We start from the raw sequence: 27,000 nt of genomic DNA, 5'->3' as shown, positions 1-27,000 counted from the left end.
CCTCCGCCGGTTTCGTGCTGCGGCGGCCCCGGGACGGAACATCCCCCGCGTTTTCCCGTTGGATTGCCGGCGGCCTGCGGGGCCACCCGACGGAAAGCAGAGAACGAGGGCCAGATGTGCGGCATATGCGGCGAGATCAACTTTGACGGCAGCGAGACTTCGGAACGCCGCCTGCAGGCGATGACGGCCGCGATGGAGCGCCGCGGCCCCGATGGGGCAGGCATCTTCCAGCGCGGATCGGTGGGCTTTGGCCATCGCCGCCTGATGGTGATCGACCCGACCGAGGCCGGCGCCCAGCCCTTCGTCGTGCCGGAACTCGGCCTGTCACTGGTCTTCAATGGCTGCATCTACAACTATCCCGAACTGCGGCAGGAGCTTGAAGCCGCCGGCCACAGCTTCCGGTCAACCTCGGATACCGAGGTGGTGCTGCGCGCCTGGGCGGAATGGGGGCCTGCGGCTGTCGAGCGTTTCGCGGGCATGTTCGCCTTTGCGGTGCATGACTGGGCCAGCGGCGCCGTGACGCTGGTGCGGGACCGCTTCGGGATCAAGCCGCTTTACTATACCGAAACGGGCAAGGGCCTGCGCTTTGCCTCGACGCTGCGGGCGCTACTGGCGGGGGGCGATGTGGATCTGACCCTCGACCGCGTGGCACTGCATCACTACATGACCTGGCATGCAGTGGTGCCCCCGCCCCGCACCCTGTTGCAGGCCGTGCGCAAGCTGCCCCCGGCGACGATCCGCCGCTATGCCCCCGATGGCAGTCACAGCGATACCGTCTACTGGACCGCAAGCTTCCTGCGCAGCCCCGAGGATGAGGCCCGGCCGATGGAGGAATGGCGCGAGCGCGTGCTCGAGGCGCTGCGGATTGCGGTGCGTCGGCGCATGGTGTCGGATGTGCCGGTCGGCGTGCTTCTTTCGGGGGGCGTGGACAGTTCGCTGATCGTCGGGCTTCTGGCTGAAGAGGGGCAGCGCGGCCTTGCCACCTACTCGATCGGCTTCGAAGAGGCCAAGGGCGAAAAGGGCGACGAATTCCGCTATTCCGACCTGATCGCGCGCCATTACGAAACCGATCACCACAAGATCTTCATTCCTTCCGACGAAATGCGCGCGAACCTGCCGGCGACGATCGCGGCCATGTCGGAACCGATGGTGTCCTATGACAACATCGGCTTCTTCCTTCTGTCGCGCGAAGTGTCGAAAACAATCAAGGTCGTGCAGTCGGGGCAGGGGGCCGATGAGGTCTTTGGCGGCTATGACTGGTATCCGCCGCTTGCCGGGTCCGCCGATCCGGTGACCGATTATGCCGCGGCCTTTTTCGATCGCAGCCACGCCCGGCTTGCGCAGCACCTGTCGCCCGACTACCTGGCCGACAAGGACGAGAGCCTGGCCTTCGTGACCCATCATTTCGGGCTGCCGGGCGCCGATGATCCGGTGGACAAGGCCTTGCGCCTGGACACCAATGTCATGCTGGTGGACGATCCGGTCAAGCGCGTGGACAACATGACCATGTCCTGGGGTCTTGAGGCGCGGGTGCCGTTTCTGGATCACGAACTGGTCGAACTGGCCGGCCGCATCCCCGCGCGGCACAAGCTGGCCCAGGGCGGCAAGGGCGTGCTGAAAGAGGCCGCGCGCCAGGTGATCGCGGCCGAGGTGATCGACCGGCCCAAGGGCTATTTCCCGGTGCCGGCGCTGAAATACATCGATGGCCCCTATCTGGAGATGGTGCGCGACACGCTGACCTCGGACTCCGCCCGCAGCCGGGGGATCTTTCGCCCGGAGTATCTTGAACAGCTGTTCGCAGCACCTGCCGATCACATCACCCGGCTGCGCGGGTCGGAACTGTGGCAGGCGGCGGTTCTGGAAATGTGGCTTCAGGACATCGAGGCCTGAGGGATGACCACACCCACGCCCCGCCTTCCGATCGATGTGGACTACCTGCGCCAGCAGTTGCAGGCGCTGCTGTCGATCCCGAGCCCCACCGGCTATACGGATCAGGTCGTGCGCCATGTCTGCCAGGAGCTTGAGCGGCTGCACCTGCCTTATGTGCTGACCCGGCGCGGGGCGATCCGGGCGCGTCTGGCCGGGGAACGTGCCGAAGGCGCGCGCGCCATCGTCAGCCACGTCGATACGCTGGGCGCCCAGGTCAAGGCGCTCAAGCCCAACGGGCGGCTGGAACTGGTGCCGATCGGCTCGTGGTCGGCGCGTTTCGCCGAGGGCGCGCGCTGCACGATCTTCTGCGAAAAGGGCAGCTATCGGGGCACGGTGCTGCCGCTCAAGGCATCGGGCCACACCTTTGCCGACGAGATCGACAGCCAGCCCAGCGGCTGGCCCCATGTCGAACTGCGGGTGGATGCCTTTGCGATGGATGCGCCGGCGCTGGAGCGACTGGGAATCGAGGTGGGCGACACGGTGGCCATTGATCCGCAGCCCGAGTTCCTGGACAACGGCTTCATCGTCTCGCGCCATCTGGACAACAAGGCCGGCGTGGCGCTGATGCTTGCCGCGATGCGCGCCCTTCAGGATGCGCCCCCGCCCCCGGTGGATGTGCACTGGCTGTTCACCATCTCGGAAGAGGTCGGTCACGGGGCGTCCTCGGTTCTTCCGGCGGATGTCGCCTCGATGGTGGCCGTGGACAACGGCACCTCGGCGCCCGGGCAGAACTCCTCGGAATTCGGGGTGACGATCGCGGCGGCCGACATGACGGGCCCGTTCGATTTCCACCTGACGCGCAAGCTGGCCGCGCTGTGCCGCGCCAATGATATCCGCTATCGCAAGGATGTGTTCCGCTACTATCGGTCCGACAGCGCCTCGGCGATCGAGGCAGGGGCGGATGTGCGCACCGCGCTTGTCACCTTTGGCGTGGATGCCAGCCACGGCTATGAACGGATCCACATGCACGCCCTGCGCTCGGTGGCCGAGCTTCTGACCGCCCATGCCCTGAGCAAGGTGGAGATCCCGCGCGACTATCAGCCGTTCGGAAGCCTGCAGGGCTTCACCCGCCAGGACGCACCCCCCGCGCAGCAGCGGCCCTTCGACGAAGAGGATCTGCCGCCGGACTACCCGCTTCCCGAAGCCGACGGCAGCGCTGCATGAACATTCCCGAAATCGACTGCTGCATCGTGGGGGCGGGCCCTGCGGGCCTGACGGCGGCGATCTTTCTGGCACGGTTCCGGCGCAGCTTCAGGCTGTTCGGCGCCGGCGACAGCCGTGCAGCCTGGATCCCGCGCAGCCATAATCACCCGGCCTTTCCGGGGGGCATCAACGGCCATGACCTGTTGCAGCGGATGCGCAGGCAACTGGGCGGGTTCGGGCACAGCCCGGTCTCTGCGGCGGTGACGGCGGTTGTGCCCATGCCTGACGGCCGCTTCAAGGTGACGGCGGGCGACGACATGGTGCTGGCGCGGCACCTGATCCTTGCCACCGGCGTGCGCGATCACCTGCCACCGGTCCGCGACGCGGTGGCGCATGTGCTGGAGGGCCGTATCCGTCAGTGCCCGATCTGCGATGGATACGAGATGACCGATCGCCGCCTTGCCGTGATCGGACATGAGGCCTGCGCGGCGGGCGAAGCGCTGTTTCTGCGCAGCTATACCGACCGGATCACGATCGTCACGCTGGGTCGCCGTCTGGATCTGCCCCCCGCGGCGCTTGGGCGGCTGCGCGGCGCGGGAATCGTGGTGCAGGACCAGCCGGTGCGGGACATCCGCTTCGGCGATGACCGCATCGTCGAGATCTGCCTCGAGGATCATGTTCGCCTGACCTTTGATGCCATCTATTCCGGGCTCGGGGTCACGGCGCAAAGCGATCTTGGCGAACAGCTCGGGCTGGAGCTGACGCCGGACCGTCGCATCGTCACCGATCGCCGTCAGGAATGCTCGGTTCCCGGTGTCTATGCCGCGGGCGATGTCGTCACGGGGCTGAACCAGATCGCCGTAGCGATGGCCCAGGCCGAGATTGCCGCGGTCGAGATCCACAATCGTCTGCGCCGCGAGGAATTGCGGGTGCTGCCGGGCTGATCGCCCCCGGTCCGCCGGAGCGCTGTCTGGCGCGGCCGGATCCGGCGGGCATCGGCCGCAGCCTCGACGGACCCGGCGTGGCCGGCCTTGTGCGGGCGCGCGCGCCTGCTGTCATGGCGCGACACGACGGCCGGGGGCTATGCGCCGGCACGACGAGGGTGAATGAACGGTTGCTCCAGCCACTGGAACGTGTCGCTGCTGCGCGCCTCGATCGCGTTGATGACCGCCCGTGCCAGAAAGTCCCCGACATGCGAGATATCCTCGCGCACCACGATCATGTCCTTGCGGAAGCGGTGCAGGAAGGGAATGGCCTCTTTCGCGGCGACGTCGAAGTCGGTTCCGATCTGACGGCCGGCAGCCTCGGCGGCGGCAACGGCGCAGACCGCGCCCGTTGTCGATCCGGAAACGAAGCCGTCAGGCATCGGCGCGGCACGGCTGTGCAGGCCCCTCAGCACCGCCTCGATCCGGTCGCCGCCGGCATCGCTGCTCACATCGGGCAGAACCTCGGCGCTCAGGTTGCAGCGGCGCGCTTCATCCAGAAAGCCACGGATCATGTGGGCGCCATAGGACTGATCGGCGGGCGGGGAAATGAGCACGAGCCGCCGGCGTCCCCGCGCGGCCAGGGCCTGCACGGCCAGCCGGGCATAGCCTTCATTGTCGAAATCGGCGAAGGCATGGCTGATCCCCATGTCGCTGCGGCCATGGGTGGCGAAGGGGACGTTGCGGTCATGCATGTAGCGCACCCGCGGGTCCTGGGGGCGGATCTGGTTGATGATGATCCCGTCGGCCGAGCCGCTTTCGACAAGATAGCGGATCGGCAGCATCGGATCTTCCGAGGCAAAGAACGGCATCACGATCATGTGGTAGGGCGTTTCACGCAGCGCCGCCGCGACGGAATAGATCAGTCGCGCGGTATGGTTCATCACGTCATGTTCCGCCGAGAGAACCAGCGCGACCACATTGGTCTTGCCGGTCCGCAGACGGACCCCGGCCCGGTTGGGACGATAGCCCACCTGATGCGCCACCGCGCGCACCCGCTCTTTCGTGGCCTCGCCGATATCGGGCGCATCCTTGAGCGCGCGTGACACGGTGGCCACGGCAAGCCCGGTCAGCGCCGCGATGGTCTTGAGCGTGGGCCGGGCAGGGGCGGCCAGAGGCACCGAATCACCCTCCGGCAGCGGCGGGACGGCGGGCGGAAAGGGGCCGCTCATCCTGCCGGATCCGCGCGAAAGGCGGGGGCCGCCGTAGTGCCGGTGATGCGGCAGCATCGCTGTCCTTTCGCCCCGGAAGTTGCTCGTGTTGCGGGAAAAGCCGGCGCAGAGCGCCGCTTCTGCACGAAAATCTTGCATCGATTTTGCGGGTTGATCGCCATCAACTTTTCCTTGAGAACGTTTACATCAACGATATAGTGCAAACTATAACGTTTTAGATACCGGGAGGAGAGAGTAATGTCCAGTTTCTGGAAGTTGGTGGCACTGGGGGCCGTCATGCCCGCTGCCGCATCTGCCGCCGATCTTGAGATCGCCCATTGGTGGACATCGGGCGGCGAAGCTGCGGCGGTGTCCGAAGTGGCGCGCATGTTCGACGAACGCGGCGAACACCGCTGGGTCGATGGGGCGATCGCCGGCGGATCGGGCACGGCACGACCCATCATCATCAGCCGGATTCTGGGCGGCGATCCGATGGCGGCGACGCAGCTCAACCACGGTCGGCAGGCGGAGGAGCTGATCGAGGCGGGGCTGATGCTCGACCTTACCGAACTGGCCGAGGCCGAGGGGTGGCGCGATATCGTGACGCCGGTCACGCTGCTGGATGCCTGCACCGTTGATGGTCGCGTCTATTGCGTGCCGATGAACATCCATTCGTGGCAATGGCTCTGGCTCTCGCATCAGGCCTTCGAGGATGCCGGTGTCGAGGTGCCGACCAACTGGGAGGAATTCGTGGCCGCCGCCCCCGCGCTTGAAGAGGCCGGCAAGGTTCCTCTCGCCGTGGGCCAGCAGTCCTGGCAAAGCAACGGCACCTTCAACGTCATGTCCATCGCGCTTGGCGGGCTGGACCTGTGGCGCCAGGTCTATGAGGAGAAGGACGCGGATGCCGCCGCAAGCGCGGGCATGGCCGAGGTCTTTGCCGGGGTCGATGTGGCGCGACGCCTGTCGGCCGGCAGCAATGTCCAGGACTGGAACCAGGCAACGAACATGGTGATCACCGGCGCCGCCGGCGGGCAGATCATGGGGGACTGGGCGCAGGGCGAATTTGCCATCGCGGGCCTTGTCGCCGGCGAGGATTACAGCTGCCTGCCCGGCCTTGGCGTGAACGAGGTGATCTCGACCGGCGGCGATGCCTTCTATTTCCCCGTCAATCGCGACCCCGCGATCCGGGAGGGGCAGCTTGCGCTTGCCTCGCATCTGATCGCCCCGGACACGCAGGTCGCCTTCAACCTGCGCAAGGGATCGCTGCCGGTGCGCACCGATATCGACATGGGTGCCGCCAATGACTGCATGAAACGCGGGCTTGAGATCCTGACGCGCGGCGATACGGTGCCTGACCTTGCCATGGTCATCTCGCCCGACACGCAGGGCCAGATCGAGGATCTGATGGTCGAGTTCTGGAACGACTTCTCGATGACGCCCGAGGATGCGCAGGCCCGTTTCGCCAGCATCATCGCCAGCGCCGACTGAGCAACGGCGCGTCGCCAGCGGCCCCGCCCGGTGACGCGCCCCTTGCAGGAGAACCGCATGGCTGCCTCTGCCCGCCCGCATCGCCTGATGCGCAACCTCAGCGCCAAGATCGCCTCGCTTCCCATGATCTTCACGGCGCTGGTGATCTTCATCGGCTGCACCGCCTGGACGGTCGTGCATTCCTTCACCTCGTCCCGGTTGCTGCCGCGCACCGATTTCGTCGGCCTTGCCCAGTACGAACGGCTGTGGAGCTCCAACCGCTGGATCGTGTCGATCGAGAACCTCGCGATCTTCGGTTTCTTCATGATGGTGTTCAGCCTTGCGATCGGCTTCGTGCTGGCGGCGCTGCTGGATCAGAAGATCCGCTTTGAAAGTGCGTTCCGCACCATCCTGCTCTATCCCTTCGCGCTCAGCTTCATCGTGACGGGGCTTGTCTGGCAATGGATCCTCAACCCCGAGTTCGGGGTCCAGTCCATGGTGCGCAGCCTCGGCTGGGAAAGCTTTTCCTTCGATCCGCTCTACAACCCCGACATCGTCATCTACGGCATCCTGATCGCCGGGCTCTGGCAGGGGACGGGGCTGATCATGTGCATCATGCTGGCCGGGCTGCGCAGCATCGACGAGGATATCTGGAAGGCATCGCGGGTGGACGGCATTCCAACCTGGAAAACCTATGTGATGATCATCATCCCGATGATGCGGCCGGTCTTCATCACCGCGCTGGTGCTGATCGCGACCGGGATCGTCAAGGTCTATGACCTCGTGGTCGCCCAGACCTCGGGCGGGCCGGGCATCGCGTCGGAAGTGCCGGCCAAATACGTCTATGACCACATGTTCCGCTCGCAGAACCTCGGTCAGGGCTTTGCGGCCTCGACCATGATGCTGCTGTCGGTGGCGGTGGTGCTGATCCCCTGGGCCTATCTTGAATTCGGAGGAAAGAAACGTGGCTGATGCTGCCCCAGATGCTGCTGTCGCCCTGGCGCCCGCACGCGCCGAGCCGCGTGGCCGGCGCCCGCAGCGGGTGCTGACCCGGCGCAATGTCCTGATCTATGGCACGCTTGGCCTGATCTCGCTTTACTACCTGCTGCCGCTTTACGTGATGGTGGTCACCTCGCTCAAGGGCATGCCCGAAATCCGGATGGGCAGCGTCTTTGCCCCGCCGCTGGAAATCACCTTCGAGCCCTGGGTGAAGGCCTGGTCGCAGGCCTGCACCGGGCTCAACTGCGACGGGCTCAGCCGGGGGTTCATGAATTCGGTTCGCATCCTGATCCCGTCGCTGGTGCTGTCGATCGCGATCGCCTCGGTCAACGGCTATGCGTTGTCGATGTGGCGGTTTCGCGGCTCGGAGACCTTCTTTGCGATCCTGATCATCGGTGCCTTCATCCCCTATCAGGTGATGATCTACCCGATCGTGATCCTGTTGCGCGACCTTGGCCTTTACGGCAGCGTCTGGGGCCTGGTTCTTGTGCATACGATCTTCGGCATGCCGATCCTGACGCTGCTTTTCCGCAACTATTTCGCGCAGATCCCGGAAGAGCTGTTCAAGGCTGCCCGTGTCGATGGCGCCGGTTTCTGGACGATCTTCTTCAAGATCATGATGCCGATGAGCCTGCCGATCTTCGTGGTCGCGCTTATCCTGCAGGTGACGGGGATCTGGAACGACTTCCTGTTCGGCGTGATCTACACCCGCCCCGACAGCTATCCGATGACGGTGCAGCTGAACAACATCGTCAACTCGGTCCAGGGGGTCAAGGAATACAACGTCAACATGGCGGCAACGCTGCTGACCGGGCTGGTGCCGCTGACGATCTACTTCGTCTCGGGCCGGCTGTTCGTGCGCGGCATCGCCGCCGGCGCGGTGAAAGGATAAGCCATGCAAAGCATTTCGATCCGGGATCTGAAACTGTCCTTCGGGGCGTTGACGGTGCTCGACACGCTGAACCTCGATATCCGCGACGGTGAGTTTCTGGTGCTGCTTGGCCCGTCGGGCTGCGGCAAGTCCACCTTGCTGAACTGCATCGCCGGGCTTCTGGACATCACCGAAGGACAGATCTTCATCAAGAACCGCAATGTGACCTGGGATGAACCCTCGCGGCGCGGCATCGGCATGGTGTTCCAGTCCTACGCGCTTTATCCGCAGATGACGGTGCGCGGGAACCTGAGCTTCGGCTTGAAGAACCAGCGGATGCCCAGGGCCGAAATCGACGCCCGTGTCGCCCGCGCCGCCGAGATCCTGCAGATCGAGGCGCTGCTGGACCGCAAGCCCGGTGCCCTGTCGGGCGGGCAGCGGCAGCGGGTGGCCATCGGCCGGGCGCTGGTGCGCGATGTGGATGTGTTCCTGTTCGACGAACCGCTCTCGAATCTCGATGCCAAGCTGCGCTCGGAACTGCGGGTGGAACTGAAGCGGCTGCACAACCGGCTGGGAAACACGATGGTCTATGTGACCCATGACCAGATCGAGGCGCTGACGCTTGCCGACCGGATCGCGGTGATGCGCGGCGGCGTGATCCAGCAGCTCGATGCGCCGCAGGTGATCTACAACAAGCCCGCGAACCTGTTCGTGGCCGGGTTCATCGGCTCTCCGGCGATGAACTTCCTCAATGGCGCAGTGGTGCAGGGCGGCAGGGGGTTCCGCTTCGGCGACCAGCTTGTGCCGCTTGCGGGCTATGACGGCGGGCGGCTTCTGGATTGCGCCGATGCGGTCCTGGGGCTGCGGCCCGAACATCTGCGCATCAGCACGACGCCCGTGGCAGAAGGGATCAACGCCATCGTCGATCTGGACGAACCCATGGGGGCAGACAGTCTTGTCTGGCTCCGCAGTGCTGGCGCGCAGATCTCGGTCCGTGTCCCGGCGGAAACGCGGCACGCGCCAGGGGACGAGGTCTGGCTTGTGCCCGACATCACGAAAGCTTCGGTCTTCGACGCGCGAAGCGGGCAGAGGATGTGACATGTCTCCGTTCCGCCGCCTTCTGGCCATCGAAGGCCCGCGCCCGCACTGCAGGACGTTGCCGATGATCCGCGCCCCGTCGCCCGCCGCAAAGCCCCGCAAACGCTAGGGCCTGTCATCCTGGCTCTGCCCTCGCCGGCCGTTCTGCGGCCCGGAAGCGGCTGACTGTTTTCATTCTTCAGAGAGGACCGATGACCCAGTTTTCCTATCAGCTTTACAGCTCGCGCAACTTCCCGCCGCTGGAGGACACGCTGCGGATGCTCCGCGATCTTGGCTATGTCGCGGTCGAAGGCTACGGCGCGCTTTATGCCGACCCCGAGATGGTGACGCGCCTGGCCGATGCCCTCCAGGACACCGGCCTTGCCATGCCCACCGCCCATATGGCCCTTTCGATGCTGGAGGAAGAGCCCGACCGCGTGATCGCGATCGCAGCGCGGCTGGGCCTGAAAAAGATCTATATCCCCTTCCTCGGACCCGAAGAACGCCCGCACGATCCCACCGGCTGGCGGAACTTCGGGGCACGGCTGCAGGCGGCGGGCGCCCCCCTGCGCGCGGCCGGCATCGGCTTTGGCTGGCACAACCACGACTTCGAGTTCAGACCGCTCGCCTGCGGCACCATCCCGCAAGAAGCGATCTTCGAGGGCGGTCCCGATCTGGAATGGGAGGCCGACCTGGCCTGGATCCTGCGCGGTGGCGCAGATCCCCTGGAGTGGATCGCCCGCCACGGCGCGCGGATAACTGCCGTCCACATCAAGGATATCGCCCCCGAGGGCACCACCGCCGAAGACGGCTGGGCCGATCCCGGCCACGGCACGATGGACTGGCCGGCGCTGATGACGGCGCTGCGCGGCACCAACTGCACATATTTCATCATGGAGCACGATAACCCCGATGACCACCACCGTTTTGCATCCCGCGCCATCGCGGCCTTCTGAAGTCCGCCCCGCAACGCTGGGCCTTGGCATCATCGGCTGCGGCAATATCTCGGTCACCTATCTGTCTCTGGCGCCGCTGTTTCGTGGCATCGAGATGCGGGCCTGTGCCGATCTCGATCTTTCTGCCGCGCAGGCGCGGGCGGCGGAATACGGGATCGTGGCCCAGTCGGTCGAGGATCTGCTGGGCAACCCCGATATCGACATCATCGTCAACCTGACGATCCCCGATGCGCATTTCGCCGTCTCCAGGGCGGCGCTTGAAGCCGGCAAGCATGTCTATTCCGAAAAGCCTCTGGTGCTGTCACTGCAGGAGGGGCTGGAACTGCGCGCCCTGGCCGAGGCGCGTGGCCTGCGGGTGGGCTGCGCCCCCGACACCTTCCTGGGCGGCGCGCATCAATACGCGCGGCATCTGATCGAGGAAGGGCGGCTGGGGCAGGTGATTGCCGGCGGTGCGGCGGTCATGTCGCACGGGATGGAGCATTGGCACCCCAACCCGGCCTTCTTCTTCCAGCCGGGCGGCGGGCCGATCCTTGATCTCGGACCCTACTACCTGTCGAACCTCGTCAACCTGATCGGCCCCGTGCGCCGGGTGGCGGCGCTGACCAGCATGGGCAGCCCGACGCGCACCGTCACATCCGAACCGCGCCGGGGCGAAAAGATCACCGTGCGCACGCCCACCAACATCCATGCGCTGCTGGAGTTCTGCAATGGCGCGACCTTCACCCTCTCGGCAAGCTGGGATGTCTGGGCACATCGGCGTGTGAACACCGAACTGTTCGGTGCCGAGGGATCGCTGTTCCTGCCCGACCCGAACTTCTTCGGCGGCCTCGTGGAATTTGCGGGCACCGATGGCGAGATCGTGCCCGAGCCCGCCTGGGACCATCCTTTCGGCATCCCCAATCAGGAACATGCGCGGGGCGCCATGGCGAACTACCGCGGCGCGGGGCTGGCCGACATGGCGGTGGCGCTGATCGAGGGGCGGCCGCATCGCTGTTCGCTTGATCTGGCGTTGCACGGGATCGAGGTGATGATGGCGATCCTTGCCTCGGGCGAGGAGGGTCGCTTTGTCGAGATGACCACCACCTGCACCCAGCCGGCGCCCCTGGGGCCAGATGAGGCGCGCGCGCTTCTGGCCTAGCCTCTGGCCTTGGCCGCGGCCCCTTCGGGGGCCTCGGCCCGCAGCGCCCGATCGACGGCGGCAAGTGCCGCGTCCAGAACCGCCTCGGGCGGCTGATCTACCGGAATGCGCCAGCAGCCGGGCTCGGTGGGCGGTTCAAGCGCCTCGAATTGCGACTGCAGCAGCCCGCTGTCGGTCAGAAAATGCCCCTCGCGCCCCGAAAGGCGTCGCGCGATGGTGGCATAATCCCCCTCCAGAAACACGAAAATCACCCCCGGCGCCGCCGCACGCAGCCGGTCGCGGTAGCGCCGGCGCAGGGCCGAACAGGCCAGCACCAGCCCGCCCGGCTGCGCCAGCCGCGCGGCAATCCGGTCAAGCCAGTCTGCACGGTCGGCATCGTCAAGCGGCGTGCCGGCGGCCATTTTGGCGATATTCGCCGCGCTGTGATAATCGTCGCCATCGACAAAGGTCAGCCCCAGCCGCGCGGCAAGTGCGGCACCAACCGTGCTTTTGCCGCAGCCCGAAACGCCGGCAACAACGACCCGTGGCGCATCCATGGCAACCTCCCTGTTAGCGCTCACATGATAGGCGGGGCGGGGCGGGCGATCAACTGCGATCTGGCCCTGAACAGATGGGTGGTGACGAAAGCGGCGAGCCAGGTCGGGATGGGATCACGCGCAACGGACAGGAGGCTTGCGCAGCTCGGGCCATGCGCTAGGCTGCGGCCCAGGCTTTGGATGAGGGGCGCAATGACAGCAGATCCGCATGGGCTGGCCGGCATCGGTCACAACCGGGGGCCAGACATGTCTGCGGGGCGCAGTTGGCGCCGCCACAGCTGGACCGAGGCGCGGCGGCAACTGTTGCCCCAGCTTCCGATCGAGGTGCTGCGGCTCCGGCTGCGGCGGGCGCGGGAACTGGGGCTGGATTATCGCAGCTATGCCTCGATCCGCGCGGCCAGCGGGCATGACGTGATCGCCTTCCTGTTTTCCTCGAACGCGCTGCGGCTGCTGCCGCCGGAACCGGCGCTGCCCGCCGATCGCGCGGCACGGCTGGAGGCGTTGATCAACTGCGGGCGCATCGGTCTTGCGCAGGGACGCCTTGACGGGCCGCGGATGATCCGCCTGTCGGCGGGCCTGCTTGAGGCGGCTGGCCCGGCGCCGGCGCCGTTTGGGCCCTGGGCCGAGGCGCGCCAGCGCGTTCTGGATGTGCTGACGGCGGGGCCGGGGGCGCCTCTGTCGCCCGGCGAGGTTGTTCTGGTCGGCGATACCACCCCCGAGCGGGAATGGTGCGCCGCCGCCCGGCTGGCAGGTTATCTTCCCGCCGAGCGGTTCTTCACCACGGCCTGAGGCCAAGGGGGCGGGTCAGACCCGCTCCACCGCGATGGCGATGCCCTGGCCCACGCCGATGCACATGGTGGCCAGCGCCCGCTTGCCACCGGTCAGCGTCAGTTCCAGCGCCGCCGTGCCGGTGATGCGCGCACCCGACATGCCCAGCGGATGACCTAGTGCAATGGCACCGCCGTTGGGATTGACCCGCGGATCGTCATCCGCAATGCCCAACTGCCGCAGCGTGGCCACACCCTGTGCCGCGAAGGCCTCGTTCAGCTCGATCACGTCGAAATCAGACGCGCCGAGCCCCAGCCGCGCCATGAGCCTGGCCGCCGCAGGCGCCGGCCCGATCCCCATGATCCGGGGCGGGACACCGGCTGTGGCACCGCCAAGGATCCGGGCCACCGGTGTCAGCCCATGCGCGCGCGCGGCCTCGGCCGATGCAAGGATCAGCGCCGCCGCGCCATCGTTCACGCCGCTCGCATTACCCGCGGTGACAGAACCGTTCGGGAACAGCGGGCGCAGCTTGGCCAGCGTTTCCGCCGTGGTTGCGCGGGGATGTTCGTCGCGATCGACGATCAGCGGGTCGCCCTTGCGCTGCGGAATGGTCACGGGCGTGATTTCCCGCGAAAGCCGGCCATTGGCCTGCGCGGCTGCGGCGCGGGTCTGCGACCCCAGTGCCATCGCATCCTGCGCCTCGCGGCTGATGCCGTAATCGTCGGCCACGTTCTGTCCGGTCTGGGGCATCGAATCCGTGCCATAGGCCGCATGCATCGCCGGGTTCACGAAGCGCCAGCCGATCGTCGTGTCAAAGATCTCGGCCTGACGCGAGAATGCGCTGTCGGCCTTGGGCATGACGAAGGGCGCCCGGCTCATGCTTTCGACGCCGCCCGCGATCATCAGGCTGGCCTCGCCGGCCGCGATGGCACGGGCCGCGATGAGCACCGCATCCATCCCCGATCCGCACAGCCGGTTGACGGTCGTGCCGGTGACGCCGACGGGAAGCCCCGCCAGAAGCGCGGACATCCGCGCCACGTTGCGGTTGTCCTCGCCGGCCTGGTTGGCGCAGCCATAGATCACGTCATCGACCGCTTCCCAATCCACGCCCGGATTGCGCGCCATCAGCGCGCGCAGCGGCACGGCGCCCAGATCATCGGGGCGCACCGATGACAGGCTGCCGCCATAGCGGCCGATCGGGGTGCGGATATAGTCGCAGATGAATACGTCGTTCATGGTCATACCTCGGGGACGATGAGGTCGGCGACAGGGCCGTCCAGATGCAGCCTGGCCCCGGTCAGGGCCTGGAGTTCTTCAAGGCTCAGCGACGGCAGCTTGTCGCGCAGCACGAAATGCCCCTCGGCGATGTCGATGACGGCAAGGCTGGAATAGATCCGGGTCACGCAGCCCACACCGGTCAGCGGCAGGCTGCAGCGTTCAACGAGCTTCGGCTTGCCGTCCTTGGTGACATGATCGGTGATGACCGCCACCCGGCGCGCGCCGTGCACAAGATCCATCGCCCCGCCCACCGCCGGCACGCCGCGCGGGCCGGTGGACCAGTTGGCAAGATCGCCGGTCTCGGCCACCTCATAGGCGCCAAGGATCGCCACATCCAGATGCCCGCCACGGACCATCGCAAAGCTGTCGGCGTGGTGGAAGAAGGCCGTGCCCGGCTTGATCGTGACGGCCTTCTTGCCGGCATTGATCAGATCCCAGTCCTCGGAACCGGGGGCCGGGGCCTCGCCGAAGCCAAGGATGCCGTTTTCGGTGTGAAAGATCGCCTCGCGCCCGGGGGGCTGGAACCGCGCGACCATTTCCGGAAAGCCGATGCCAAGGTTGACATAGGCGCCATCGGCAATGTCCTGGGCGGCGCGCCAGGCCATCTGGGCGGGGGAAAGCTTGGTGGTCATGTCGTGGCCTCGGGTTCGGGATAAACGGCCTGGGCGCGGTTCAGCGCCTCTTCCTGCGCCGGGTCGGCAACCTCGACCAGCGCCTGCACGAAGATGCCGGGGGTGATGACGGCTTCGGGATCGATCCCGCCCGGTTCGACGATGCGGCTGACCTGAACCACCGTCGTGGTGGCGGCCATGCACATCAGCGGGTTGAAGTTGCGCGCCGCCATCCGGTAGGTCAGGTTGCCCAGCCGGTCACCCAGATGCGCCTTGACCAGCGCGACATCGGCCCGCAGCCAGCGCTCCTGCACATAGGGGCGGCCGTCGAACTCGGCAACCGGCTTGCCCTTGGCCAGATCGGTGCCAAAGCTGGTGGGCGTGTAGAAGGCGGGAATGCCTGCGCCGCCGGCACGGATCCGTTCCGCGAGCGTGCCCTGCGGCACCAGCTCCAGCTCGATCTCGCCGGCAAGGTAGCGTTGCGTGAACACCACCGGATCGGCCGAGCGCGGGAAGGAGCAGATCAGCTTGCGCACCATCCCCTGTTCGATCAGGGCGGCAAGGCCCACATGCCCGTTGCCGGCGTTGTTGTTGACGACGGTAAGATCCCTGGGGTGGCCGGTCGCAACAAAGCGGTCGATGAGCGCGTGGATCAGCTCGATCGGCGCGCCCGAGCCGCCGAAACCGCCGATCATCACCGTCATCCCGTCCTTGATGCCCGCCACGGCCGTTGCGAGATCGGGAACTGTCTTGTCCATCTGCCTGTCCTTCTGCCGGTCTGGCTTCTGCCCGGCAGGCATAGCGGGCAGGCAGGGCTGGCGTCCAGCCGTTTTGTGCGCTATGTGTTATTTGTTCACATATCGCACGGAGGCGAGGATGCGGATCCCCGACCGGGATATCATGTCCGGGCTGGTCAAGGGGCTGGCGGTGATCGAAACCTTTAGCGCCGCGCAGCCGCGCCAGTCCATCGCGCAGGTTGCAGCGGCAAGCGGGCTTGACCGCGCCACCGCGCGGCGCTGCCTTCTGACGCTCGCCCATCAGGGCTATGCGGATTACGACGGCAAGTTCTTCACGCTGACGCCCCGGGTGCTGCGTCTGGGCACCGCCTGTCTGAGCACCATGCCCCTGCCACAGATCGTGCAGCCGGAACTGGACCGCCTGTCGGACCGGATCGGACAAAGCTCGTCCGTGTCCATCCTCGACGGGGACGAAATCGTCTATGTGGCGCGGGCGGCGCAGCGCAAGGTGATGTCGATCGCACTTGGCGTGGGATCGCGGCTGCCGGCCTATTGCACCTCGATGGGGCGGGTAATGCTTGCGGCGCTGCCCGAGGCAGAGGCCAGCGCGCGTCTGGGGCCGGGGCCCTTGCCGGGGCGGACAGGGCGAACCCTTACGGATCCCGCCACGATCCTTGCAGAGCTTGCCCGGGTCCGGGCGCAGGGTTACGCGGTGATCGACCAGGAGATCGAACTTGGCCTTCGTTCGATCGCGGTGCCGCTGCGGGATGCCGCGGGGCGGGTGGTCGCGGGATTGAACATCGGCGCGGCCGCCGCGCAGGCCGAGCCGGACACGCTGGTTTCAGACTATCTGCCCGCCCTGCAAGAGGTCGCCGCACGGCTGAGGCCCCTGCTGCGGTGACGGTGCAAGCCGGGCAGGATCGCGCCCTGACCGGGCCGGTCAGGCGACGCGGCTGACCGGCGGCGGCAGGAGGTGAGGGATGGTCTGCGTCCCGCGCCATCCTTTAGTGGGGAAAGGCCGAAGCTGGCGAGAACCACTTTCCGCTTTACCTCCGTCACGGACGAATACGACGCTCATCGAAGGCGCCGGCCAGGCCATCACGGCCCAGAATGAACAACGTCCCGCTGCTGGGGCGGTCCGGAAGATGGGCCGAAAACACTGCCCGCCGCGCAAAACCCCGCGGGACGGGGCACGCACAACGGGCAGTTCTGCCGGCCCGCAGGGGCCGGCACGCCGCACTCAGCGGTTGTTGGTCACGCCCGCAAGACGGATCACGCCATCCGCATAGGGGGTGAAGCCCTCGACGCTTTCACGCGCCGCATAGAGATACTTGATGTGGTAGAGGTAAAGAAGCGGCAGTTCCTCGGCCAGGATCTCTTGCGAGCGGTCGTAAAGCGCCTTGCGCTCTTCCGGGTCGGCGACCGTGCGGGCCTCGGCCAGAATGGCATCGACCTCTTCGTTGCAATACCGGCCGTCGTTGTTGCCGCCCTGGCAGGACACGAAGACATGGATGTTCGCATCCGGGTCGATCCGCCCCGACCAGCCCTGCAGCGACGCCTGGAAGTTGCCGGCAGCGTTTTCGGACAGAAGCGTCGCGAATTCCGTGACGCGCAGCGTGATGTCGAAGCCCGCTTCGGCGGCCATCGCCTGGATCACCTGCCCGGCCTGCATCGCGACGGGCGCATTGCCGGTGGTCAGTTCGAAGGCCAGCCGGTCGATCCCGGCCTCGTTCAGCAGGGCGCGGGCCGCGTCCACATCGCGCGCGGGAACCGGATCGTTTTCATTATACCAGGTGGTGCCGGGGGCCGCCCACTGGTTGCCGGGCACATAAAGCCCTTCGAACACGACCTGGTTCAGCACTTCGCGATCAATCGCCAGCGACAGCGCCTTGCGCACCCGCGGATCGGCACCCAGCGGCTCTTCGCTGCGCGGGCCGTTGCCGACGTTGAAGGTCATGCCCTGATAGCCGATGTTGGGCACCTCGAAGAACTTCAGCCGGCTGTCGGATTGCACGGTCGGAACGTCGGGCGGGGCCACGCGCTCGACCATGTCCAGATCGCCGGCGCGCAGGTTCGACAGGCGCACGGTGGTATCCGGGATCGGCATGTAGATCACCCGGTCCAGGTGATAGTTGTCGGCATCCCAGTGATCCTCGAACTTCTCGAGCACGATCCGGTCCTGTGCGACGCGCTGCACGAACCGGTAGGGGCCGGTGCAGACCGGATTGCTGGAAAAGCCCGCGCCGGCAGCCTCGGCTGCGGTGGGCGAATAGATCCGCCCGGCGTGGTGCGACAGATGCGCAACCAGCGTCACATCGGGCGCGGTCAGGTGGATCGTCACCTCGTGCGGGCCTGTGGCCTCGACCCGCTCGATCGAGGACAGCTCGCTCTTGCGGCTGGATTCGGGCAGGGTCATGTTCCGCTCAAGCACCGCGCGGACGGTTTCGCCGGTCATTTCGGTGCCATCGTGATGCACGACATCATCGCGCAGCGTGATGACCAGCGACATCCCGTCCTCGGACCAGTCCCAGTCAGTGGCCAGTTCGGGGATGATTTCCATGTCTTCGTTGACATTGAACAGCCGGTCGCACAGCTGTTCGTAGACAAGGCTGCTGACGAAGGTGCGCGACTGCGCCGGATCAAGCGAATCCGGATCCTCGTTCAGACCGATCCGCATCTCGCTGGCCAGCACCGGGCCGGCGGCAAGGGCAAGGGCGGCGATCCCGCCCCAAAGGTGCAATTTCTGCATGCATCGTCCTCTCTGATGGTTATGCGACCGTGCCGCGATCTGCAGCGGCCCGGGCAACCGGCCGGCCGTTCCGGCGATGGCCCCTGGCCCCGCCCGGCCCCTGGACCGAAGATGATGAAACCCATGGATGATGGCCTCTCGCGCCGGTTGCGCGGGCAGGGTAGGCGACGGCGGCACAAAAGGCCAATCTTTCCGGTCCTGCTCGCTTCCGGATTGCATCAGATGCCGTGGCGTCAGGGCAATAACCGGATTGCTCCTGTCTGGAAACGACACCCCGGCTGCGGTTAGTCTGACCCCGGCACAGGAGTACAGCATGACGACACAGGACAGGATCGGGGCGGCGCGGCTTCGCGCCAAGGTGATGCAGGCCGAGGATGCGGCGGCGCTCATTCCGTCGGGCAGCACGATCGGGCTGAGCGGCTTTACCGGCTCGGGTTATCCCAAGGCGGTGCCGACGGCGCTGGCCCGGCGGATCAAGGCGGCCCATGACGCAGGCGATCCCTTTCGCATCCGCGCCTGGACCGGCGCCTCGACCGGGCCGGAACTGGACGGCGCATTGGCCGAGGCTGACGGGATCGAGTTCCGGCTGCCCTACAATTCCGACCCCATCGCGCGGGCGAAGATCAACAGCGGCGCGATGGATTACTTTGACATGCATCTGAGCCAGGTGGCGCCGATGGCCTGGCAGGGCTTTCTGGGTCCGCTTGACATCGCGGTGATCGAGGTGACGGGCATCCGCTCCGACGGGACGCTGGTGCCGTCGTCCTCGGTGGGCAACAACAAGACCTGGCTTGACCGCGCCGACAAGGTGATCCTCGAGGTCAACCGCTGGCAGAACCCGGCGATCGAAGGGATGCACGACATCTATTACGGCACCGCCCTGCCGCCGAACCGCGTGCCGATTCCGCTGGTCCATCCCGGCGACCGGATCGGCGACACCGGCTTCCGCTGCGATCCCGACCGGATCGTGGCGATCGTGGAAACCGACGCGCCCGACCGGAACCTCCCGTTCTCGGCGCCGGATGACACGGCGCGGGCCATTGCCGGCCATCTGCTGGAGTTTCTGGGCCATGAAGTCGCGCGCGGGCGGCTGCCACCCAACCTGCTGCCGATCCAGTCCGGGGTGGGGAACATCGCCAATGCCGTTCTTACCGGGCTGATCGACGCGCCGTTCGAGCAGCTCACCGCCTATACCGAGGTGATCCAGGACGGGATGCTGGACCTGATCGACTCGGGCAAGCTGCGCCTGGCCTCGGCCACCGCCTTTTCGCTGAGCCCCGAGGCCGCGGCACGGGTGAACCGCGACATGGCCCAGTGGCGTGACAAGATGATCCTGCGCCCGCAGGAAATCAGCAATCACCCCGAACTGATCCGGCGGCTGGGCTGCATTGCCATGAACGGGCTGCTGGAGGCAGATATCTATGGCAACGTGAACTCCACCCATATCATGGGCTCGCGGATCCAGAACGGGATCGGCGGGTCGGGGGATTTCGCGCGCAATGGCTATATCTCGATCTTCATGACGCCCTCCACCGCGAAGGGCGGCAAGATCAGCGCGATCGTGCCGCAGGTCAGCCATGTCGATCACATCCCCCAGGATGTGCAGGTGATCGTGACCGAACAGGGCCTTGCCGATCTGCGCGGCCTGTCCCCCAAGCAGCGCGCGCGCCGCATCATCGACACCTGCGCCCATCCCGATTTCCGCCCGGCGCTGGCCGATTACTTCGACCGCGCCTGCCGCGGCTCCTACGGGCTGCACGCGCCCTCGCTTCTGAACGAGGCGCTGTCCTGGCACCAACGTTTCATCGAGACGGGCTCGATGCGCCCCTAGCCGAAGGCCAGGTCGCGCAGGAACAGCGCGATCTGCGGGAACTGGATCAGCGCGACCGAGACGGCCAGAAGGATCAGGATGAAGGGCGGCGTGCCGCGGATCACCTCGGCATAGGGGCGGCGGAAGACGGCGATCGCGGTGAAGATGTCGCAGCCGAAGGGGGGCGTGGCCGACCCGATCGCCACCTGCAGCGTGATCAGTGTGCCCACCAGCACCGGGTCAAGCCCGCTGGCGCGCACCACCGGGGCAAAGACCGGCACCAGCACAAGGATCACCACGATCGGATCGACGAACATGCAGCCGATGAAGAAGGCGGCGGCGATGACGAACAGCACCGCCGTCGGGCCCATCTGGTCGATCCCGATGCTGGCCAGCACCTCTTGCGGGATCTGCGCGAACGAGATCACCCAGGAAAAGGCCGCGCCCGCCGCGACAAGAATGAAGACCACCGCCGTCACCAGCCCGGTTGACCGCGCCGTGGCCACCAGCCCGCGCAGATCAAGCGAGCGGAACACCACCATCTCCAGCACCAGCGCATATAGCACACAGGCCGAGGCGGCCTCGGTCGGGCTGAAGACGCCGCCATAGATCCCGCCGATGATGATCGCGGGGAAGCCCAGCGGCCAGAGCGCGCGTTGCAGGGCCCGGGCGCGGGCGCCCCAGCCCATGCGCGGTTCCGGCGCCACGTTGTTGCGCACCGCATAGATCCAGCAATAGATCGAGAACAGGAACAGGATCAGCAGCCCCGGCCCGATCCCGGCGATGAACAGCTCGGCGATCGAGGTGCCGGACACGACGCCATAGATGATCATCCCGATCGAGGGCGGGATCAGAAAGGCGATGTCCGACGCGTTGACGATCAGCGCGAGAACAAAGCTGTCCTTGTAACCCGCCTTCAGCATCCGTGGCCGCAGGGGCGACCCGATGGCGACCACCGTCGCCTGGGTCGATCCCGACACGGCGCCGAACATCGTGCAGGCGGCGGCGGTGGAAATGGCAAGGCCACCGCGCCGGTGGCCCACCAGGCTCATCACCAGGTCGATCAGCCGGCCGGCGGACTGGCCGCGCGTCATGATGTCAGCGGCAAAGATGAACATCGGCACCGCAATCAGCGAGGCGGGCCGGATCCCCGCCATCATCTGCTGCACCATCGTCTCAAGCTGGTCGAGGCTGCCGAACAGCCAGTAGAAGCCGACGCCGGTCGCGGCGATCAGCGGGATCATCATCGGAAAGCCCAGAAGCAGCAGCACCACCATGATGCCAAGGATCGTGGCGGTCATGGCGCAGGCTCTCCGCGGTTCAGGGCAGGATCGGGCAGCTGCGCCTCGGCGAGGCTCGTGGACAGATGCACGCCCGGCGCGGTGAGGTTGCGCAACGCGGTCAGCGCATATTGCAGCCCCGCCATGAAGAACCCGACCGGAACCCAGATCAGCATCAGCCAGACCGGGATCTGCAACGACGGCAGAACCCGCCCGCGGCCCTGCTGTGTCAGCATGTATTGCAGCGCGTACCGCGACAGGGCGAACATGATCGCGGCCGTCACGAGGCTGATGAAGATCATCATGATCTTGCGCCCGCGCTGGGGCAGCCGGTCATAGAAGGCCGACATGCGGATATGTCGCCCCTGACGCGCCGCATAGCTGAGCCCGGCGAAGGTGATCAGGATGATGAGGATCCGGTTGATCTCTTCCGCCGACTGGATGCTGCGCCCGAAGGCAAAGCGGCCGACGACATTGGCCACCACGTTCAGCGCCATCAGCAACACGCCTGCCGCCAGAAAGAACGCCTCGATCCGGGCGATCGCCCCGTCGATCAGGCCGAAGATGCCCGGAAGGGCCGATGGCGGCCGTGCGGCCTCGCTTGTCTCTGACACCTGGGTTTGTCCCGTAATGGTTCAGGCGCAGGGCGCCGGAAGCGCCCCGCCCGCGGCCCGACGCTCTGGCCGGGCTCGGCACGCCGGATCAGCGCCATAGCTCCAGCCCTGCGGCTCAGCCTTCCGCGGCTGCGGCAAGATCGGCCTTCATCTGATCGAGGATCTCCTGGCCGCGACTTCCGGTCATCTCGATGAAGGTCGCTTCCACGCTTTCGGCCGATGCCTCGAAGGGCGCGCGTTCTTCCTCGCTCAGCCAGGTGATCGTCACCTCGGGCCGCGCCGCGCGGATCGCGTCCAGCGAGGCCTCGGTCAGGCCTTCCTGATAGTCGAGGATATGATCAAAGGCCGCTTCGGTCGCGGCGCGGATCAGTTCCTGATCTTCCTCGGACAACCCGTCGAAGAAGTCCTTGTTGGCCATCAGCGCCGTGGTGAAGTTGTTGTGGCCGGCAAAGGTGATGTGGTCGGTCACCTCGTACATGCGCGTGGATTCGATGAAGAAGGCCGGGTTTTCCTGCCCTTGGATCAGGTTGGTCTGCAACCCGCCATAGACTTCGCCCCAGGGCAGCGGCGTCGGCGTTGCCCCGAAGGCGCGGTAGCTTTCCACCAGCAGCGGGTTGGTCATGACCCGGATCTTGACCTCGTTCAGATCCTCGGGGCTGCGCATCGGGGCCTTGGTGGTGATCGCCACCTCGCCCTCGGGATACATCGTCAGCAGTTCCAGCCCCTGTTCGGCATAAAGCTCGGGGAACATCTCGTTGATGGCGACCGAGTTGCGGAAGAAGCTGTTCAGTTCCTCGGGATCCTGCGGCAGAAGATAAGGCACGAAGAACACCTGCGCCTCGGGGATCAGCGCGCCCGTAAAGCCCGGGGACTGGTTGACGAACTGCAGGATGCCGGCCTGGGCCTGCTCCATGATATCGGCCGATTCCCCCAGCGTGCCGTAGGGGAACAGCTGGATCTCATGGTCGGAATTGGCCTCGATCTCTTCCTTGAACTTCTGGGCAAAGACGCCCTGCACTTCGTCCAGCGCTTCCTCGAAGGCATAGCGCCAGGTGTCGGCCTGCGCCGCCTGGGTGCCGAATGCGAAAAGGGCACAGCCCGCCGCAGCGGCGGTGAACAGGTTTCTGGATGACATCGCTGTCTCCTTGGCTTTGCGCCAGGCGGTTTCGCCGCGCGCTGGTCCATCTTGACCCGGCAGAGAGTGTCCGTGCCAGCCGGCACCCCGGTCCGATCATCGCGCCTCTGGCGCGGCCGGGCTGTCCTGGCTGGACTGCGCCGGACCGGGCGGAACACGGCCCCGGGCCCAAGACGGGCCGCCGAGGCATCCATGGGCACTTGTCCCATATTCCCGCCGGATCCGCAACCGGAAGGCGCTGCAGCATGTCCCACTTTCAAATCCGGCCCATTGCCTCTAAGGTGACGCCGGCCCGATCGGGCAGACCGGGCAGACGGAACAGCACATGACGGAACGGACCGGCAACGGCGGGAATGGCCCGACCGCCAGAAAGGCGCCCAATGCGCTGGCTGTGCTGCGGCTGGGCAGCCTGCTTCTGCCGCTTCTGGGCGGCATCATCTGGGGGATCTGGTCCTATCAGGACGAAATGGCGCGCGGCCGCGACCGGGCGCAGGAAAACGTCGCCCTGACCCGGCAGTTCGTTCACAGGCTGGTGCAGATCCAGATGACCCTGCACAGCGCCGCGCGCCAGCATGCGCTGCAACTGGGCGCCGATGCCCTTGGCAGCGCCGAGTTCCACCAGTTTCTGGCGGGAATCGAGGCGCCGCAGGATGCGAGCCACGGCATTGCGGTGATGACGCTTGACGGGCGCGTCATCGCGTCAAGCCGGTCACATCCGACGGAGGTCCAGTTCGGGCAGCGCGACTATCTTGACAAGATCGCCGCCGGGCAGCCCGTCGCCATTGACCGGCGCATCCTCGAACCCGCCGGTGACGACGCGCTGATTGTGGGCACGCGCTTTGACCTTCCCGATTTCAGCGGCGTCATCGTCTCGACGGTTGCGGTCACGGCCGTGCGGGAGTTCCTGAGCGGCATCGCCTCGGGCCCGCGCGAGGCTGCCTCGCTCATGACCGAGGATGGCATCATCCTTCTGCGCCATGTGCCCTCGGTGCCGATGCGTGTCGCGCCGGAAACCCTGGCCATGCAGGCGCGGGCCGTGGCCGACAGCGGCTTTTACCGTTCAGTGGGGCTTGCTGACGGAATCGAGCGGCTCTACGCCTTCTCCAAGCTGGACGACCTGCCGCTGTTTGCCAATTTCGGCACGCCCGTGCGCGAGCTTCGGCTGAGCTGGCTGTCGCGCGCCGCGCCGATCTGGGGACTTCTGGCGGTGATTGCAGCCTTTTCGTTCTTTCTCAGCGGGCAGGTGCGGCGCGCCGTCGTGGCGCGTCTCGCCGCCGAGGAAAGCCACAAGCGGCTGGAACAGGCCGAACGCCTGGCCGCACAGCGCGTCCAGCTGCTGCAAGAACTGAACCACCGGGTCAAGAACAACCTCGCGCTGGTCGAAAGCATGATCGGCATGCAGCTGCGTCACCGCGGGCAGGTCGATGCGGTGGCGCTGCGCGCCCGGGTTCATGCCATTGCCGAGGTGCATGACCTTCTGCACAAGGCGACCGATGCGCTGCATGTGGATCTCGGGCTTCTGCTGCGCCAGATCTGCGAAAGTGCCGCCGTTGTCCCGCCCGAACGCGGCATCGCCCTGGATCTGCGGCTCGAGAGGGGAATACGGCTGGGCGCGGATACGGCCGGGCCGCTTGCCCTCATCGCTACCGAGCTGGTGACCAACAGCGTCAAGCACGCCTTCCCCGACCGCCCTGGCGGGACGATCCGCGTCGCCCTGACGCGCGACGGCCCGGATCACGCGGTGCTCGAGATCGCCGACGACGGGCGTGGCGCGATAGAGGAGGGCAACCGCAGTTCAGGGCTCAAGATCGTGGGCGCGCTGGTGTCACAGATCGAGGGCCAGCTGACCACCACCCCCGGGCTTGGCACATCGGGGATCGGGTTCCGCCTTGTCTTTCCGGTGCGCGAAGGCGCTCTGGCGCAGTTGCAGAAGGATGCGCAGGGCATCACCGCCCAGCCCGCCGCCTGATCCGCGGGCAGCGCCCTCCGTCCGGTGACGCCGACGGGCGAAGGTGCCTTGCGGCGCGGCCGCCGTGCGGGGATCCGCCGCAGCAATCCTGCCGGCAGCGGAACGGGGCAGCGGAACGGGGCAGGGGGATGGTATCAGACCCTTCCGGGTGCAAGGGGCCGGGCGGGGTTTCCGGCCACCGTGCTGCCGGCTGCGACATCGCGCGTCACCACCGCGCCGGCACCGATGATTGCCTCCGCACCCACATGCACCCCGGGAAGCAGAAGCGCGCCGCCACCGATCCAGACATTTTCCCCTATTTGCACCGGCCTGCCCGATTCCAGCCCGGCCCGACGCCGGGACGGATCCCGCGGATGATCGGCGGTCAGGATCTGCACGCCGGGGCCGATCTGGGTGGCCGCACCGATGCTGACCTCGGCCACATCAAGGATCACACAGCCGAAGTTGAGGAATACGTCCGCCCCCAGCCGGATATTGTAGCCATAATCGCAGTGAAACGGCGGCCGGATCACCGCGCCCTCGCCCATCGTTCCCAGCAACTGGCCCAGAAGGGCAGGGCGCTGCGCCGGAGGCCCGGTGTTGATCTGCTGCAGGAAGGCCTCGGCCCGCGCCCGTTCCGCCGCAAGTTCGGGGTCATCGGCACGGTAGGGCGCGCCCGCCAGCATCCGGGCCTTCTCGCTGTCCATTCCGCGCCTCCTGTCAGCGCCCTCAGGCGACCGGTGTCCAGATCACCGCATCCAGCCGCGGCGCCCCCGTGGCCAGCATCACCAGCCGGTCAAGGCCAAGCGCGATGCCGCTGGCCGGGGGCATCAGCGCCAGTGCCGCCAGAAAATCCTCGTCCAGCGGATAGCGCTCGCCATGGATGCGGTGCTTCTCGTCCATCTCAAGCGTGAAACGGCGGCGTTGTTCCGCAGGATCGGTCAGTTCCCCGAACCCGTTTGCAAGCTCGACCCCGCAGGCATAAAGCTCGAACCTTTCGGCAAGGCGGGGGTCGGCAGGCAGGCGACGGGCCAGCGCCGCCTCGGCTGCGGGATAGCGGTCAAGGATGGTCGGGCGGCCAAGGCCAAGCTGCGGCTCGACCCGTTCGACCAGCAGCCGCGACAGCATGTCCGACCAGGTGTCATCGGCGGCGGTGCGCAGCCCGGCTGCGGCCATCGCCCGCGCAAGGGCGGTCGCATCGGGGGCGCCCTCGGGTCCGATGCTGGCGAGAAGGTCCACCCCGGCATGGCGGCGGCAGGCTTCGGCCAGATCCAGCCGTTCGGGTGCGGCGAAGGGATCGCAGAGGCGATCGCGAAAGCGCAACTGCACGCTGCCCGCCGCCGTGGCCGCCAGGCGCAGGATCACCGCGCAATCCTCCATCAGCCGCTCATAGGGTTCTTCGGCGCGATACCATTCCAGCATCGTGAATTCGGGGCTGTGCAGCGGCCCGCGTTCCCGGTTGCGCCAGACATGGCTGAAGGCGGCGATGCGCCTTTCGCCCGCCGCCAGCAGCTTCTTCATCGCGAATTCGGGCGAGGTGTGCAGATACATGGGCCGCGCCTGCCCGTCGGTGCCGATCATCCGCGTGGCAAAGCCGTGAAGATGTGTCTCGTTTCCGGGGCTGACCTGGAGGGCGGCAGGATCGACCTCCAGAAAATCCTCGGCGGCGAACCAGCCGCGCAGCGCCGCGAGGATGCGGTTGCGCGCCAAAAGCAGCGGGCGCCGGTCGGCATGGAAGGCGGGGTTCCACCAGGGGGTCTCGGTCGGGTGGTCGGTCACGGCAACTGCGGCTTTCGGCTGGAGATATGGATCGTTTTGCG

24 protein-coding genes are annotated in these 27,000 nt (G+C 66.6%); 13 read left to right on the top strand and 11 right to left on the bottom strand.

Going from position 1 to position 27,000, the window contains the following annotated elements; translation table 11 throughout:
• The first annotated feature begins 114 nt into the window (after nt 1-114).
• The 3 genes from ACFQXB_RS08925 to ACFQXB_RS08915 are packed head-to-tail and all read left to right on the top strand — an operon-like array spanning nt 115 to nt 4,016.
• Nucleotides 115-1,890, top strand: a complete 1,776-nt coding sequence (locus ACFQXB_RS08925; RefSeq protein WP_377402365.1) for an N-acetylglutaminylglutamine amidotransferase — start codon at nt 115-117, stop codon at nt 1,888-1,890.
• A gap of 3 nt (nt 1,891-1,893) precedes the next feature.
• Nucleotides 1,894-3,093 (top strand): osmoprotectant NAGGN system M42 family peptidase, encoded by a 1,200-nt coding sequence (locus ACFQXB_RS08920; RefSeq protein WP_377402362.1) that lies wholly within the window; start codon nt 1,894-1,896, stop codon nt 3,091-3,093.
• On the top strand, nt 3,090-4,016 hold the full coding sequence (locus ACFQXB_RS08915) for an NAD(P)/FAD-dependent oxidoreductase (protein ID WP_377402359.1): 927 nt from the start codon (nt 3,090-3,092) through the stop codon (nt 4,014-4,016). The genes ACFQXB_RS08920 and ACFQXB_RS08915 overlap by 4 nt, the downstream gene beginning before the upstream one ends.
• A 137-nt stretch (nt 4,017-4,153) precedes the next feature.
• Here the strand turns inward: ACFQXB_RS08915 and ACFQXB_RS08910 are convergent, their stop codons facing one another.
• Complete coding sequence (locus ACFQXB_RS08910) at nt 4,154-5,227, bottom strand: LacI family transcriptional regulator (RefSeq protein ID WP_377402356.1); 1,074 nt, start codon at nt 5,225-5,227, stop codon at nt 4,154-4,156.
• A 237-nt stretch (nt 5,228-5,464) separates the two neighbouring features.
• Between ACFQXB_RS08910 and ACFQXB_RS08905 the strand changes: the two genes are divergently transcribed.
• The 6 genes from ACFQXB_RS08905 to ACFQXB_RS08880 all read left to right on the top strand — a co-directional run bounded on the left by ACFQXB_RS08905 (nt 5,465) and on the right by ACFQXB_RS08880 (nt 11,714).
• The gene (locus ACFQXB_RS08905; protein WP_377402354.1) at nt 5,465-6,694 is read left to right on the top strand and encodes an ABC transporter substrate-binding protein; all 1,230 of its coding nucleotides are present in this window, start codon (nt 5,465-5,467) and stop codon (nt 6,692-6,694) included.
• A gap of 57 nt (nt 6,695-6,751) precedes the next feature.
• Nucleotides 6,752-7,645 (top strand): carbohydrate ABC transporter permease, encoded by an 894-nt coding sequence (locus ACFQXB_RS08900; RefSeq protein ID WP_377402351.1) that lies wholly within the window; start codon nt 6,752-6,754, stop codon nt 7,643-7,645.
• Between the two features lie 25 nt (nt 7,646-7,670).
• Nucleotides 7,671-8,564 (top strand): carbohydrate ABC transporter permease, encoded by an 894-nt coding sequence (locus tag ACFQXB_RS08895; protein WP_377402872.1) that lies wholly within the window; start codon nt 7,671-7,673, stop codon nt 8,562-8,564.
• Nucleotides 8,565-8,567: 3 nt separating this feature from the next.
• Nucleotides 8,568-9,641, top strand: coding sequence for an ABC transporter ATP-binding protein (locus tag ACFQXB_RS08890; RefSeq protein ID WP_377402348.1), 1,074 nt, complete (start codon nt 8,568-8,570; stop codon nt 9,639-9,641).
• Nucleotides 9,642-9,832: 191 nt separating this feature from the next.
• Nucleotides 9,833-10,576 (top strand): sugar phosphate isomerase/epimerase family protein, encoded by a 744-nt coding sequence (locus ACFQXB_RS08885; protein ID WP_377402345.1) that lies wholly within the window; start codon nt 9,833-9,835, stop codon nt 10,574-10,576.
• Nucleotides 10,533-11,714, top strand: coding sequence for a Gfo/Idh/MocA family protein (locus ACFQXB_RS08880; protein WP_377402342.1), 1,182 nt, complete (start codon nt 10,533-10,535; stop codon nt 11,712-11,714). Before ACFQXB_RS08885 ends, ACFQXB_RS08880 begins: the two co-directional genes overlap by 44 nt.
• Here the strand turns inward: ACFQXB_RS08880 and ACFQXB_RS08875 are convergent.
• On the bottom strand, nt 11,711-12,250 hold the full coding sequence (locus ACFQXB_RS08875; RefSeq protein ID WP_377402339.1) for a gluconokinase: 540 nt from the start codon (nt 12,248-12,250) through the stop codon (nt 11,711-11,713). The two genes, ACFQXB_RS08880 and ACFQXB_RS08875, sit on opposite strands and share 4 nt — an antisense overlap.
• 192 nt (nt 12,251-12,442) lie before the next feature.
• Here ACFQXB_RS08875 and ACFQXB_RS08870 point away from each other — a divergent pair, with 192 nt between their 5' ends.
• Nucleotides 12,443-13,039, top strand: a complete 597-nt coding sequence (locus ACFQXB_RS08870) for a hypothetical protein (protein ID WP_377402336.1) — start codon at nt 12,443-12,445, stop codon at nt 13,037-13,039.
• A 15-nt stretch (nt 13,040-13,054) separates the two neighbouring features.
• On the opposite strand, the gene pcaF is transcribed toward ACFQXB_RS08870, so the two are convergent.
• Genes pcaF through ACFQXB_RS08855 form a run of 3 tightly spaced genes read right to left on the bottom strand, consistent with a single transcriptional unit; the run spans nt 13,055 to nt 15,665 of the window.
• On the bottom strand, nt 13,055-14,254 hold the full coding sequence (gene pcaF / locus ACFQXB_RS08865; RefSeq protein WP_377402333.1) for a 3-oxoadipyl-CoA thiolase: 1,200 nt from the start codon (nt 14,252-14,254) through the stop codon (nt 13,055-13,057).
• 2 nt (nt 14,255-14,256) lie between these two features.
• Complete coding sequence (locus tag ACFQXB_RS08860; protein WP_377402330.1) at nt 14,257-14,928, bottom strand: 3-oxoacid CoA-transferase subunit B; 672 nt, start codon at nt 14,926-14,928, stop codon at nt 14,257-14,259.
• A complete protein-coding gene (locus tag ACFQXB_RS08855; protein ID WP_377402327.1) occupies nt 14,925-15,665 on the bottom strand; it encodes a 3-oxoacid CoA-transferase subunit A in 741 nt (246 codons plus the stop codon). The genes ACFQXB_RS08860 and ACFQXB_RS08855 overlap by 4 nt, the downstream gene beginning before the upstream one ends.
• A 118-nt stretch (nt 15,666-15,783) precedes the next feature.
• On the opposite strand from ACFQXB_RS08855, the gene ACFQXB_RS08850 reads away from it, so the two are divergent.
• Entirely contained in the window at nt 15,784-16,545 is a 762-nt protein-coding gene (locus ACFQXB_RS08850) for an IclR family transcriptional regulator domain-containing protein (protein WP_377402324.1), read from the top strand.
• A gap of 339 nt (nt 16,546-16,884) precedes the next feature.
• Here ACFQXB_RS08850 and ACFQXB_RS08845 read toward each other — a convergent pair whose 3' ends face one another.
• On the bottom strand, nt 16,885-18,393 hold the full coding sequence (locus tag ACFQXB_RS08845; RefSeq protein ID WP_377402321.1) for an ABC transporter substrate-binding protein: 1,509 nt from the start codon (nt 18,391-18,393) through the stop codon (nt 16,885-16,887).
• A 313-nt stretch (nt 18,394-18,706) separates the two neighbouring features.
• Here ACFQXB_RS08845 and ACFQXB_RS08840 point away from each other — a divergent pair, with 313 nt between their 5' ends.
• Entirely contained in the window at nt 18,707-20,224 is a 1,518-nt protein-coding gene (locus tag ACFQXB_RS08840) for an acetyl-CoA hydrolase/transferase family protein (protein ID WP_377402318.1), read from the top strand.
• On the opposite strand, the gene ACFQXB_RS08835 is transcribed toward ACFQXB_RS08840, so the two are convergent.
• The 3 genes from ACFQXB_RS08835 to ACFQXB_RS08825 all read right to left on the bottom strand — a co-directional run bounded on the left by ACFQXB_RS08835 (nt 20,221) and on the right by ACFQXB_RS08825 (nt 23,232).
• Nucleotides 20,221-21,504, bottom strand: a complete 1,284-nt coding sequence (locus ACFQXB_RS08835; protein ID WP_377402315.1) for a TRAP transporter large permease — start codon at nt 21,502-21,504, stop codon at nt 20,221-20,223. The genes ACFQXB_RS08840 and ACFQXB_RS08835 overlap by 4 nt on opposite strands.
• Nucleotides 21,501-22,097, bottom strand: a complete 597-nt coding sequence (locus ACFQXB_RS08830; protein WP_377402312.1) for a TRAP transporter small permease — start codon at nt 22,095-22,097, stop codon at nt 21,501-21,503. Before ACFQXB_RS08830 ends, ACFQXB_RS08835 begins: the two co-directional genes overlap by 4 nt.
• Before the next feature lie 115 nt (nt 22,098-22,212).
• On the bottom strand, nt 22,213-23,232 hold the full coding sequence (locus tag ACFQXB_RS08825; RefSeq protein ID WP_377402309.1) for a TRAP transporter substrate-binding protein: 1,020 nt from the start codon (nt 23,230-23,232) through the stop codon (nt 22,213-22,215).
• Nucleotides 23,233-23,557: 325 nt separating this feature from the next.
• Between ACFQXB_RS08825 and ACFQXB_RS08820 the strand changes: the two genes are divergently transcribed.
• Nucleotides 23,558-25,201, top strand: a complete 1,644-nt coding sequence (locus tag ACFQXB_RS08820; protein ID WP_377402306.1) for a sensor histidine kinase — start codon at nt 23,558-23,560, stop codon at nt 25,199-25,201.
• Between the two features lie 134 nt (nt 25,202-25,335).
• On the opposite strand, the gene ACFQXB_RS08815 is transcribed toward ACFQXB_RS08820, so the two are convergent.
• Complete coding sequence (locus tag ACFQXB_RS08815; RefSeq protein ID WP_377402303.1) at nt 25,336-25,887, bottom strand: sugar O-acetyltransferase; 552 nt, start codon at nt 25,885-25,887, stop codon at nt 25,336-25,338.
• Nucleotides 25,888-25,909: 22 nt separating this feature from the next.
• Nucleotides 25,910-26,959, bottom strand: coding sequence for an EF-P lysine aminoacylase EpmA (epmA, locus tag ACFQXB_RS08810; RefSeq protein ID WP_377402300.1), 1,050 nt, complete (start codon nt 26,957-26,959; stop codon nt 25,910-25,912).
• Nucleotides 26,960-27,000: the final 41 nt, after the last annotated feature.

This window comes from Halodurantibacterium daqingense (assembly GCF_042666235.1).
In the GTDB taxonomy this organism is placed as follows: Bacteria; Pseudomonadota; Alphaproteobacteria; order Rhodobacterales; family Rhodobacteraceae; genus Halodurantibacterium; species Halodurantibacterium daqingensis.
The sequence above is the reverse complement of the archived record's forward strand: the minus strand, read 5'-3'. Positions and strand labels throughout refer to the sequence as shown.

Excerpts from the sequence above, each read along its gene's own strand:
- ACFQXB_RS08855 (WP_377402327.1), bottom strand. The coding sequence starts at position 15,665 with ATGGACAAGACAGTTCCCGATCTCGCAACGGCCGTGGCGGGCATCAAG.
- ACFQXB_RS08820 (WP_377402306.1), top strand. The coding sequence starts at position 23,558 with ATGACGGAACGGACCGGCAACGGCGGGAATGGCCCGACCGCCAGAAAG.
- ACFQXB_RS08845 (WP_377402321.1), bottom strand. The coding sequence starts at position 18,393 with ATGCAGAAATTGCACCTTTGGGGCGGGATCGCCGCCCTTGCCCTTGCC.
- ACFQXB_RS08815 (WP_377402303.1), bottom strand. The coding sequence starts at position 25,887 with ATGGACAGCGAGAAGGCCCGGATGCTGGCGGGCGCGCCCTACCGTGCC.
- pcaF (WP_377402333.1), bottom strand. The coding sequence starts at position 14,254 with ATGAACGACGTATTCATCTGCGACTATATCCGCACCCCGATCGGCCGC.
- ACFQXB_RS08890 (WP_377402348.1), top strand. The coding sequence starts at position 8,568 with ATGCAAAGCATTTCGATCCGGGATCTGAAACTGTCCTTCGGGGCGTTG.
- ACFQXB_RS08870 (WP_377402336.1), top strand. The coding sequence starts at position 12,443 with ATGACAGCAGATCCGCATGGGCTGGCCGGCATCGGTCACAACCGGGGG.
- ACFQXB_RS08860 (WP_377402330.1), bottom strand. The coding sequence starts at position 14,928 with ATGACCACCAAGCTTTCCCCCGCCCAGATGGCCTGGCGCGCCGCCCAG.
- ACFQXB_RS08850 (WP_377402324.1), top strand. The coding sequence starts at position 15,784 with ATGCGGATCCCCGACCGGGATATCATGTCCGGGCTGGTCAAGGGGCTG.
- ACFQXB_RS08910 (WP_377402356.1), bottom strand. The coding sequence starts at position 5,227 with ATGAGCGGCCCCTTTCCGCCCGCCGTCCCGCCGCTGCCGGAGGGTGAT.
- ACFQXB_RS08880 (WP_377402342.1), top strand. The coding sequence starts at position 10,533 with ATGACCACCACCGTTTTGCATCCCGCGCCATCGCGGCCTTCTGAAGTC.
- ACFQXB_RS08875 (WP_377402339.1), bottom strand. The coding sequence starts at position 12,250 with ATGGATGCGCCACGGGTCGTTGTTGCCGGCGTTTCGGGCTGCGGCAAA.
- ACFQXB_RS08915 (WP_377402359.1), top strand. The coding sequence starts at position 3,090 with ATGAACATTCCCGAAATCGACTGCTGCATCGTGGGGGCGGGCCCTGCG.
- ACFQXB_RS08900 (WP_377402351.1), top strand. The coding sequence starts at position 6,752 with ATGGCTGCCTCTGCCCGCCCGCATCGCCTGATGCGCAACCTCAGCGCC.
- ACFQXB_RS08825 (WP_377402309.1), bottom strand. The coding sequence starts at position 23,232 with ATGTCATCCAGAAACCTGTTCACCGCCGCTGCGGCGGGCTGTGCCCTT.
- ACFQXB_RS08920 (WP_377402362.1), top strand. The coding sequence starts at position 1,894 with ATGACCACACCCACGCCCCGCCTTCCGATCGATGTGGACTACCTGCGC.
- ACFQXB_RS08925 (WP_377402365.1), top strand. The coding sequence starts at position 115 with ATGTGCGGCATATGCGGCGAGATCAACTTTGACGGCAGCGAGACTTCG.
- ACFQXB_RS08835 (WP_377402315.1), bottom strand. The coding sequence starts at position 21,504 with ATGACCGCCACGATCCTTGGCATCATGGTGGTGCTGCTGCTTCTGGGC.
- ACFQXB_RS08885 (WP_377402345.1), top strand. The coding sequence starts at position 9,833 with ATGACCCAGTTTTCCTATCAGCTTTACAGCTCGCGCAACTTCCCGCCG.
- ACFQXB_RS08840 (WP_377402318.1), top strand. The coding sequence starts at position 18,707 with ATGACGACACAGGACAGGATCGGGGCGGCGCGGCTTCGCGCCAAGGTG.
- ACFQXB_RS08905 (WP_377402354.1), top strand. The coding sequence starts at position 5,465 with ATGTCCAGTTTCTGGAAGTTGGTGGCACTGGGGGCCGTCATGCCCGCT.